At 60.3% G+C, this 8,153-nt stretch carries 11 protein-coding genes and 1 tRNA gene; 10 read left to right on the top strand and 2 right to left on the bottom strand.

Annotated features, from left to right (window positions below):
* Positions 1-53: 53 nt before the first annotated feature.
* From HMPREF3009_RS00095 to HMPREF3009_RS00075, 5 genes are all read left to right on the top strand, one after another.
* Positions 54-518 (top strand): hypothetical protein, encoded by a 465-nt coding sequence (locus HMPREF3009_RS00095; protein ID WP_070679231.1) that lies wholly within the window; start codon positions 54-56, stop codon positions 516-518.
* 108 nt (positions 519-626) lie between these two features.
* Positions 627-1,106, top strand: a complete 480-nt coding sequence (locus HMPREF3009_RS00090; protein WP_070679234.1) for a hypothetical protein — start codon at positions 627-629, stop codon at positions 1,104-1,106.
* A 116-nt stretch (positions 1,107-1,222) separates the two neighbouring features.
* On the top strand, positions 1,223-2,128 hold the full coding sequence (locus HMPREF3009_RS00085; protein WP_070679229.1) for a DUF418 domain-containing protein: 906 nt from the start codon (positions 1,223-1,225) through the stop codon (positions 2,126-2,128).
* Positions 2,128-3,246: a trypsin-like serine protease gene (locus HMPREF3009_RS00080; protein WP_070679227.1), complete on the top strand. Its 1,119-nt coding sequence runs from the start codon at positions 2,128-2,130 to the stop codon at positions 3,244-3,246. Before HMPREF3009_RS00085 ends, HMPREF3009_RS00080 begins: the two co-directional genes overlap by 1 nt.
* An 11-nt stretch (positions 3,247-3,257) precedes the next feature.
* Positions 3,258-3,446, top strand: coding sequence for a hypothetical protein (locus HMPREF3009_RS00075; RefSeq protein WP_070516297.1), 189 nt, complete (start codon positions 3,258-3,260; stop codon positions 3,444-3,446).
* Positions 3,447-3,906: 460 nt separating this feature from the next.
* Here the strand turns inward: HMPREF3009_RS00075 and HMPREF3009_RS00070 are convergent, their stop codons facing one another.
* Positions 3,907-4,935: a prephenate dehydrogenase gene (locus tag HMPREF3009_RS00070; RefSeq protein WP_070679225.1), complete on the bottom strand. Its 1,029-nt coding sequence runs from the start codon at positions 4,933-4,935 to the stop codon at positions 3,907-3,909.
* 39 nt (positions 4,936-4,974) lie between these two features.
* Here HMPREF3009_RS00070 and HMPREF3009_RS00065 point away from each other — a divergent pair, with 39 nt between their 5' ends.
* The 4 genes from HMPREF3009_RS00065 (at position 4,975) to HMPREF3009_RS00050 (ending at position 6,429) form a co-directional block, all read left to right on the top strand.
* The gene (locus HMPREF3009_RS00065) at positions 4,975-5,478 is read left to right on the top strand and encodes a tRNA adenosine deaminase-associated protein (RefSeq protein ID WP_046648855.1); all 504 of its coding nucleotides are present in this window, start codon (positions 4,975-4,977) and stop codon (positions 5,476-5,478) included.
* Positions 5,479-5,512: 34 nt separating this feature from the next.
* The gene (locus HMPREF3009_RS00060) at positions 5,513-5,956 is read left to right on the top strand and encodes a nucleoside deaminase (protein ID WP_046648879.1); all 444 of its coding nucleotides are present in this window, start codon (positions 5,513-5,515) and stop codon (positions 5,954-5,956) included.
* A gap of 93 nt (positions 5,957-6,049) precedes the next feature.
* Positions 6,050-6,247, top strand: a complete 198-nt coding sequence (locus HMPREF3009_RS00055; RefSeq protein WP_046648854.1) for a CsbD family protein — start codon at positions 6,050-6,052, stop codon at positions 6,245-6,247.
* Between the two features lie 91 nt (positions 6,248-6,338).
* Positions 6,339-6,429, top strand: a tRNA-Ser gene (locus HMPREF3009_RS00050).
* Positions 6,430-6,476: 47 nt separating this feature from the next.
* Here the strand turns inward: HMPREF3009_RS00050 and HMPREF3009_RS13495 are convergent.
* On the bottom strand, positions 6,477-6,644 hold the full coding sequence (locus HMPREF3009_RS13495) for a hypothetical protein (RefSeq protein ID WP_168166986.1): 168 nt from the start codon (positions 6,642-6,644) through the stop codon (positions 6,477-6,479).
* A gap of 111 nt (positions 6,645-6,755) precedes the next feature.
* Here HMPREF3009_RS13495 and HMPREF3009_RS00045 point away from each other — a divergent pair, with 111 nt between their 5' ends.
* Positions 6,756-8,006, top strand: a complete 1,251-nt coding sequence (locus HMPREF3009_RS00045) for an MFS transporter (RefSeq protein WP_070516304.1) — start codon at positions 6,756-6,758, stop codon at positions 8,004-8,006.
* The last annotated feature ends 147 nt before the right edge of the window (positions 8,007-8,153 follow it).

The raw sequence follows: 8,153 nt of genomic DNA, 5'->3' as shown, positions 1-8,153 counted from the left end.
TTTATCCACACGAAATGTCCCTTAAGCCGGCAAACCCGGTAGTGTTCTGAAATATGATCAAAGCGATTCTCTCCGCCATCCTGCTATTCATCTCCTCGCTGTTTTCTAACGCGGGCTCCTCGGAGCTGGCGGGGAGCTCGGAGGCGTGGGGGCTGAACGTCGCCCAGCACGGCATCATTACGAACACGCCTGCAGCTTTGGTCGAGGCAAACGATGAGCAGATGGAACATATCACTGCTTTTCGTTGGGAGTCTGTGGCGAGCCCAGAGGATTTCTCCTTGAATTTCCAGGACCAGAGGGTGTGGTTGCCCTGTAACGGCGGCGACTTCACCTTGGTTGATGGCGGCGTGGAGCTCAGCATGTTGACGGATAAGGCCTGCCCTAGAGGAAAGGTCGACCTTCCCTTCATTATGTTCCTGTCCGAACCGGCGAAGGTAATGGTGGATTCGGATGCCTCCGCAACACCTGAGCGTATTTACCTCGTGCGGGATGGAAAGGCCATTGCGCTTAGCCGCTGAGACGCATATCGCGCAGCGCTGGGTGAAACGCAGAGCTGACAACAAACAGAAATGAGAAAATCGGCCAGAGCCAATGGTTGGTCGGTTGGGAGGGATACAATGATGCTCATGATTCAAGCGATTCTCTCCGCTATCCTGCTTTTCATTTCCTCCCTCTTTTCTTTTGCTGGCTCCTCGGAGCTGCCGGGGAGCTCGGGCATAGCGGAAGTTGGATCCTCGCAGCGCAACATTGTTACTGGCGTGCCCGCAGGCCTAGTCACCGCCAATGCGCAGCAGATGGAGTTCGTGGTGAATTCCGAGTGGGAGTCCGCGCAGCAGCCGGATTCCATTCGCGTGAACTTTAGGGATCGGGTCGTGCAGTTCTCCTGCGATATCCTCAGTTTCCACTTTGAGAGCAACGGAGATGGTCAGCTAGAAATCACTCGGGATTTGAGGTTGGACAAAATCTGCTTCGGCGCGCAACCTGACGGGGCCATCATGAAACTTCTTGCAGGTCCAATAACGGTGATGGTGGACCCCGATGCCTCCGCAACCCCTGAGCGCATTTACTTCGTGCGCGATGGCAAAGCCATCGCCCTTACCCGCTGAGACGCACATCACGCAGCGCTGAGTGAAATGCAGAGCTGAAAACGCACACAAATAAGAAGACCGGCCAGAGCCATTGGTCGGTCTTTCGACGTTTTCAACTGCAAGGAGATGAATAGGTGTCAGCGCGCGCCCGAATAGTGGGCCTCGATATTGCTCGTTCCTTGGCCATCATCGGGATGATTATTCTGCACATGGCCAACCTGGTGTGGAGCGCCAAAGTGGTGCTCTCCGGGCTGCCGGCGGCGGGCTTTGCCATCATTGCAGGTACCACGATGATGATCCTTGCCCGCGACTACTCGCTGCGGGTCTTCCTCAAGCTGGTCGCCCGCGGCCTGATAGTCATGCTCATCGGCGTGGCCTTGCTACCTGTGGGCGGTGAGATTCAGGTGGTGCTCGTCGTGATGGGCGCGGCCATGGCTCTTACCGCTTGGGTGCCGCCGCTCGCCACCGGCTGGAAGGTCCTGCTCTTCGCGCTGGCTACTGCGGGCGCCACGGTGCTCTACGCGCCGTATACCCTCCCACAGGTCTACCCCCTCGTGGCGTTCCTGGCGTACATGGTGGCGGGCATGCTGCTTTACGACGTCTACCTCACCCGCCCCACCCGCACCCAGATCGTCACGACCGCGGTGGCCGTCGTCATTACCGGTATCGGCCTCTGGCAGCGCTTTAACCCGGATATTGCCGGCTGGCTGCGCTTTACCGGACATACGGGTGTGCTTGGTGAAATCCTTCTCTCCGTGGCAGTCACCGCGGTGGTGTTGCACCTGTGCCTGATTATCGGCCGTCAGTTGCCACGCTTGGCTTTCCCCTTCGCGGCATTGGGCTCGATGTCGTTGACAATCTATATCCTGCACATTCTCACCGCACGCTACTGGCAAGCACACGTCTCACTGCACAACACCATGGCGGCACTGGGCTTTGTGCTCGCGTTCTTGGTGCTGAGCGCGCTGTGGAAGAAGTTCTGTGGAAAGGGCCCGGCCGAGAGGGTCGTGGCCTGGGCAATCAAGGAGGTGGCCGCGTAATGGTGGCACGAAAGATAACTGCTGTTGTGGCCAGCGCTCTGGTCGTGGGGCTAGGCGCTGCGCCGGCCATGGCCTTGGAATTCGCCCAGCCCGCTCCGCAGTCGGAGGAAAGCGCTGCCGTGGCTGCGCTGCGCATGGGCAAGATCGGAAACTTCGGCGATTGCACCGGCACGCTCGTTGCCGAGCAGTGGGTGCTCACTGCCCGCCACTGCTTGGAGTCCGTCAACAACGAGGGCTCGCAGGCTCGCTTTGGCCAGGGCAAGGACACCCGCGTGTATGACGTGGACTCCTGGGCTGTTTCGCCGACTATCGACGCCGGCCTCATGCACCTGACCGAGCCCGTCAAGGGCATCAAGCCAGCCAAGCTCGCGGATGCGGTCCCCACCGCCGGCGAGAAGGGGCACTTCTACGGCTGGAGCAGCAGCTCCCGCATGGCCCGCAAAGGCCAGCTACCGATGGCAGAGATGGAAGTAGGCGAACTGCTATCCGGCGGTACCCCGCCGGCAAGCCCAGACGAGTCTGGCCAGAAGATGACGCCGGTGGCGCCGGGGGATTCCGGGGCCATGGCTCCTGGTGACATGGCAGTGCCTGCTCCCGATGGAATGGTCGCTCCCGCCCCTGGTTCGTCCGATGCACCCCAGGTAATGGAGGGCGGCGACATGCCAGAGATCGCTGTTGGTCCCGATGGCGCGGAAAGTATCCCGGCCGGTGAACTCGGGGGAGTGGGCCCGATGATTGCCGCTGCCATCATGGACGTGAAGTCCCTTAATGGTGAGGGCATGCAGGGCGGCGACTCCGGCGGCCCATTCTTTGTCGACGGTCGCCTCGTGGGCGTGGCCACGGCTGGTACATCGAATGCGGACCCGGACCTACCTTCCCCAACAGCGGCGATTACGTCCGTGGTCGAAGTCCGCGACTGGATCGAGGACGTCACCAGCGGCCGTGATACCGACGGCGTCCTCAACGCCGATAACTCCCCGGCGCCGCCGGCAACGATGCAGGTCAGCGCGCCCGCAGCTCTGACAGCCGGCGTGACTGGGGTGGTGGGCCTGATCGTGCTAGCCATCGCTTCACGTTTGCTTCGCCGCAAATCTGGTGCTGAGCGGGGTAGCAACTAGGCTGTTTCTCCATGAAGGAGAAACTCGTTCCGTGTCTGATTGCCGGTGCCATCCTTGGTGTGGTGCTGTGGCTGGCCTCCGGCATGCTCTGGATGTTGCCGGTGGGCCTAGCGGCGGGCTTTGCTGGTTACCCGTTGCTCGGCATCACGCGCGATGAGTCCCAAGCCCGCAAACGTCGCGACGACACCTTCCGCGACTAAGCGCCCCACCTCCCCCTTTGTCACCGCTCTACGCTGCCCGACACCGCGTCGTGTCGTGCCGCCCCGCGCCGTCCCACGCTGCCGCGCACGCTACTCACAGCCGGTCACCAGATGGCACCCCACAAAAGGCATCTGCTCGAAGGCGTCTTTGGGGCCAAAACGCCATCTGCACAACCCAAAAGGCGTTTTCAGGCGAGAAAACGCCTTTTGACAGATGCCATCTGCAACATGCCATTTGCAAGATGCCATTTGAAAAACTTCCCAGTGGCCGGCACCACACAAAAGGCTTCACTCAGAAGTCTCCAGTCAAAAGGTTCCTCTGGGGGCAAGTAAACCTTCTGCAGCCAGGTAGAAGGTTCGTTTGGGGGCAAAGAAACCTTTTGACTGGAACCAGGTGAGGGGAACCCGTTGAGAACCGCCTGCTAGGAAAGAAAGCCAGGCCTAGAAGCCGACCAGCGGGCTAGAAGATTTCGATGCGCCCGCCCAAAGACTCCGTCTGGCGCAGCTGCGCCACCCAGTTCGGCGCACCCGGGTGCAGCCGCAAGACCGGGCGGGAAGAAATCTTCACCGGGGAGACCGATTCCTTTCGAGCACCGGATCGGGCTTCGATGCGGGTGCGGGCGCGGAAGCCAGCGTCGGCAAGCGCGGCGATGGAAGGCTTATCCGAGGCCAGCGATTCGCGCGCATCCTGCAGCAACTCAAGAGCCTCGTCGAGGGCCTGGACCAGTGCCGGTGCATTGGTCTCGCACATCTGGCGAACCAGATCCGGGCGAGTGCCCGCCACGCGGGTGCCGTCCTTGAAGGAGCCGGCCGCGAGGGACTGCGCCAGAATGCCGCCATTATCGCCGACCACCGCGAGGGTCTCCGCCAGCACGTGCGGCAAGTGCGAAATGCGGGCAACCGCGGCATCGTGGTTCGCCACGCGCACCGGAACCGCCTCCGCGTGAACCATCTGGGTCATGCGGACCACGTCCGCAAAAATGTTCTCCCATGCGGCGGGAATGCGCTCGCCGCGGGCCTCGCACTCGGCGGCATAGTCATAGGTGATTACCCAGGCAGCGCGGTTGAATAGCCCGGTGTGGGAGTTCTCCCAGCCGGACTTGGAGGTGCCGGCCATGGGGTGGCCACCCACGTAGCGCGATTCCATGTTGCGCTCCACAATGAGCTGGCGCACCTCGGTCTTGACCGAGACGACATCCGTCAACCCGCAGCTCGGGGCGTGTTCCTGGATGGCGTCGAGGACCGAGGCAACCGCATCCATGGGCACCGCGATGACAATAAGCGCATTGTCCTCCTCGGCGCGCCGCAGGATGGCCGGCAGATCATCGGTGACGTCGTAGCCCTGCTTAATGGCCGTTCGGGCACCAGAAGTGGAGTGGTTATAGCCGTACACGGAATGGTGTGCAGCAGCTAGGTCACGCAGGAGGGAACCTCCAATGAGACCGAGGCCGATAATGCAGACGGGGCGTTGAACATCTTGAGAACTCACGGTGACAATTGTGGCACAACCCGACTAATCTGACGAGGTATGAGCCACGACGATCTGTCCTTTGCCATCACCGTTGCCAGTGCCGAAGGCGGCTGGGTGATTCGCCCTTTCAAGGATGACTTCACCGACGTCAACACCTCCATCAAAGCGGTGCGCAACCTGCGTTCCGAGGGGGCGGCATTCGCGCTGCTGTGCGTGGAGGATGACTATTTCGTCGTCGTGCGCCCGGTGCCGGGGGATGTGCGCATGCTGCTTTCCGACGCCACCTACGCCTCCGAGGACGACTTCGCCGCGGATTTCCTGGACCTGCGCGATCTCGAGATCCCGGATTTAGACGAAGACGAGTGGGAGGACGCCGACCCGTACGGTGACGGCGATTTCGATATCTTCGCGGACCTCGGCCTCGATGAGGACCAGGTGGGCTACATCATCGATAACGATGAGGACTGGCCTTCCGATATGCTCCTGCGCATCGCCGGCGAGCTGGGTTTTGGCGATGAGCTGGAGGATTTCATCGACGGCCTCGACTCGGATGACTCTTAAACCAGCGGCGGGGCTGGTGCGCGCGGAGGCCCGTATGCGCCGCGCTCTGGAGGTCGCACGCACCACGCCGGCGGGGGATATCCCGGTAGGTGCCGTGCTTTACGACGCCTCCGGCAACGAACTCGCCACCGGCGTTAACCGCCGCGAGCAGCTGAATGATCCCACCGCGCACGCAGAGGTGGAAGCTATCCGCCAGGCGGTACGCGTGCATGGCGATGGCTGGCGTCTGGAAGGCTGCGAGCTGGTTGTCACCTTGGAACCCTGCGCGATGTGTGCGGGCGCGATTCAGGCTTCCCGGGTGTCTTCGGTGGTCTTCGGGGCCTTTGAGCCGAAGACGGGGGCGTGCGGCTCGCTGGTGGAGGTATTGCGCGCCCCGGGCGCCCTCCACGTTCCCGAGGTACGCGGCGGTGTGCTGGAGGAAGAATGCGCGGAGCTGCTCACGGGCTTCTTCGGGGGTCTGCGCGGCAGCGGCGCTTAGCCCTTGAAATGGTTAGTGGCCCCGGAGCCACCTTCCGATTCGCGTGTAGGCTGGGTGGTCCACGTGAGAGAAGTAGAGAGTAAGGAGAAAATCATGGGTGATTTTGAGAACAAGAAGGACGAGTTCGTTGGCAAGGCTAAGGAAGCCGCTGGCGGCTTGACCGATAACGAGAAGCTGGAGAACGAGGGCAAGGCCGACCAGGTTACCTCTGAGGCAAAGCAGAAGGCTTCCGACGCCGTTGAGGGCGTCAAGGATAAGGCCAACGAGGTCATCGGAAACCTCAAGGACTAATTCCTAGCCTCATCTAGCTGAATCGCTGTCCGCGCCGCGTGGTGTGGGCAGCGATTTTGTCGCTCGGGATGACTCCCGTAATCTGGAACGCGGTGGCGTGTCCGAGCGGCCGAAGGTGATCGCCTCGAAAGCGATTGTTGGGTAACCCCCAACCGCGGGTTCAAATCCCGCCGCCACCGCCAGATCCGGCACTCCAGTTCTTAGCTCTGGGGTGCCGGTCTTTTTATTTTTAGAAGCCAGCCCGCCCTCTATCAACATCTCTTTGGAAATCCAGCGCGGCTTGGCGTGTCTCGGGGTCGTGGTCTTCCGTGCGTTTGTGAATCCGTCGGCTCATCATGCCTGCTGGGATGGCAATGAGAAGGATGGCCGCGATGGCAACGATGACGAAAGTGGACATGGGGTCTCCTAAAGCACTTCAGCGGTTAAAACTTTGACTGGACAGGGGGATGTACCCTGACTCTCTATAGTTAAATACTATGATGTGTAACACTATAAAATGTTGAGGTCGATGAATAGTCTTTCTTTTAAATCTACGTTCTCGCTCGTCTTCGCAGCCGCTGTCGTTTCCGGGTTAGGTGACGGCCTCATCCCGATTGCTTTTGCGCTTCAGGCACACCGAGTAGATCCGTCGGGGCGCGGCTTGACGGTGGTGCTTATCGCGCTGTGGGCGGGCCGTTTCCTTAGTTCTTTAGTGGTCCGAAAGCTGCCGCCACCTCACCGGCCAGTGACCTGGATGCTGGGTAGTGATGTCGTTCGGATGCTGGCACAGTGGGGACTTGTAGCGTGGGTGGTTGCTCGCGGCGATTCCATTGCTGCGTTCGCGCTCTCAAGCTGCGTGTACGGTTGTGCCTCGTCATTCTTTGGGCCAGCAAGGTTTAGCCTCTTGTCGCAGCTGTTTTCCGATGAGCAGCGCACTCGCGTCAATGGAACCCTGTCGATGCTCGGTGATGTGCTGTTTATCGCCGGCCCCCTCATCGGTACTGCCGCAGTGCTCACCTTGGGATTTAACACGGTATTACTCATCGACGGCGCCACTTTCCTCGTGGCCATGCTCTTTGTTCTTCCGTTTCTCTCAGTACGTAGCGAACCAGCAGGAGAAAGCTCTAATAGCGCAGCGGCTGAACCAGAACCGGACAGCGCAGGTTCAACGACTTCGAACGAGCCTCTTGCGTCCCCAACGCTCCCGAGCTGGGTGCGGGTAGGGCTCGGCACCTGGCTGGTCGCGGCAGTGGTCAACGGCTTCCTGGGAAGTGCTGGCCCTACATGGATTATGAATACTTTCGACGAAAAGTCGTGGGGGTTTATGGCAACTGCGCTTGCGGTCGGTTCGCTGCTTGGCTCAGCCGCAACAATTCTGAAGGCATTAGATCGGGTGCGCTTTAGCACCTTGCAAATCCTGATGCTGATTCTTCTGGCCGGGCAGATCTTGGCTTTGGCATTCTCCTCTGTCTTCGTGCTCATCGCCGCAGTTGCTGCTGCTGCGTCCTTGTTGATGACTGCGGCAGGCATTGCGTGGGATTCTCTCGGGCAGTCTTTGGGGGATGATGGTCTGGTGCATCAGTTCGCTACGAAGGATCAGCTGGTCTTTACCGCCGGTACCCCACTTGGAATGATTCTTTTCGCGGCACTTTCTTCTCATCCTGGTGTTGCGGCGGTTGCCTTGGCAGCTGCGTTGGTAGTTGCAGCTGTTGCGTCGTCCTTGCCCGTGGCGCGTTCGCCGCGTACTGCAGATATGGCTGAGGGTGCTGTTCCTTTGTAATGAAGTAGGTACACATCGCAGGTGTGCAATTGGCTATGTGCGAGCTTAGGCCTCATTGAATTGTCTAGCCATGATTACTTGTGGATCGACGACCACCGAGCTCAGGCTCATCAAGAAGTGGGGTTGCCCGCAAATCGTGGACACGTA

This window comes from Corynebacterium sp. HMSC034H07 (assembly GCF_001815175.1).
GTDB classification, from domain to species: domain Bacteria; phylum Actinomycetota; class Actinomycetes; order Mycobacteriales; family Mycobacteriaceae; genus Corynebacterium; species Corynebacterium hiratae.
Note: the sequence above shows the minus strand (reverse complement) of the source record. Positions and strands in the feature narration are given on the sequence as shown.

What these genes read in the sequence shown, in the direction of transcription:
- HMPREF3009_RS00075 (WP_070516297.1), top strand. Translation starts at nt 3,258, where the DNA reads ATGAAGGAGAAACTCGTTCCGTGTCTGATTGCCGGTGCCATCCTTGGT.
- HMPREF3009_RS00095 (WP_070679231.1), top strand. Translation starts at nt 54, where the DNA reads ATGATCAAAGCGATTCTCTCCGCCATCCTGCTATTCATCTCCTCGCTG.
- HMPREF3009_RS00045 (WP_070516304.1), top strand. Translation starts at nt 6,756, where the DNA reads ATGAATAGTCTTTCTTTTAAATCTACGTTCTCGCTCGTCTTCGCAGCC.
- HMPREF3009_RS00055 (WP_046648854.1), top strand. Translation starts at nt 6,050, where the DNA reads ATGGGTGATTTTGAGAACAAGAAGGACGAGTTCGTTGGCAAGGCTAAG.
- HMPREF3009_RS00065 (WP_046648855.1), top strand. Translation starts at nt 4,975, where the DNA reads ATGAGCCACGACGATCTGTCCTTTGCCATCACCGTTGCCAGTGCCGAA.
- HMPREF3009_RS13495 (WP_168166986.1), bottom strand. Translation starts at nt 6,644, where the DNA reads ATGTCCACTTTCGTCATCGTTGCCATCGCGGCCATCCTTCTCATTGCC.
- HMPREF3009_RS00080 (WP_070679227.1), top strand. Translation starts at nt 2,128, where the DNA reads ATGGTGGCACGAAAGATAACTGCTGTTGTGGCCAGCGCTCTGGTCGTG.
- HMPREF3009_RS00090 (WP_070679234.1), top strand. Translation starts at nt 627, where the DNA reads ATGATTCAAGCGATTCTCTCCGCTATCCTGCTTTTCATTTCCTCCCTC.
- HMPREF3009_RS00060 (WP_046648879.1), top strand. Translation starts at nt 5,513, where the DNA reads ATGCGCCGCGCTCTGGAGGTCGCACGCACCACGCCGGCGGGGGATATC.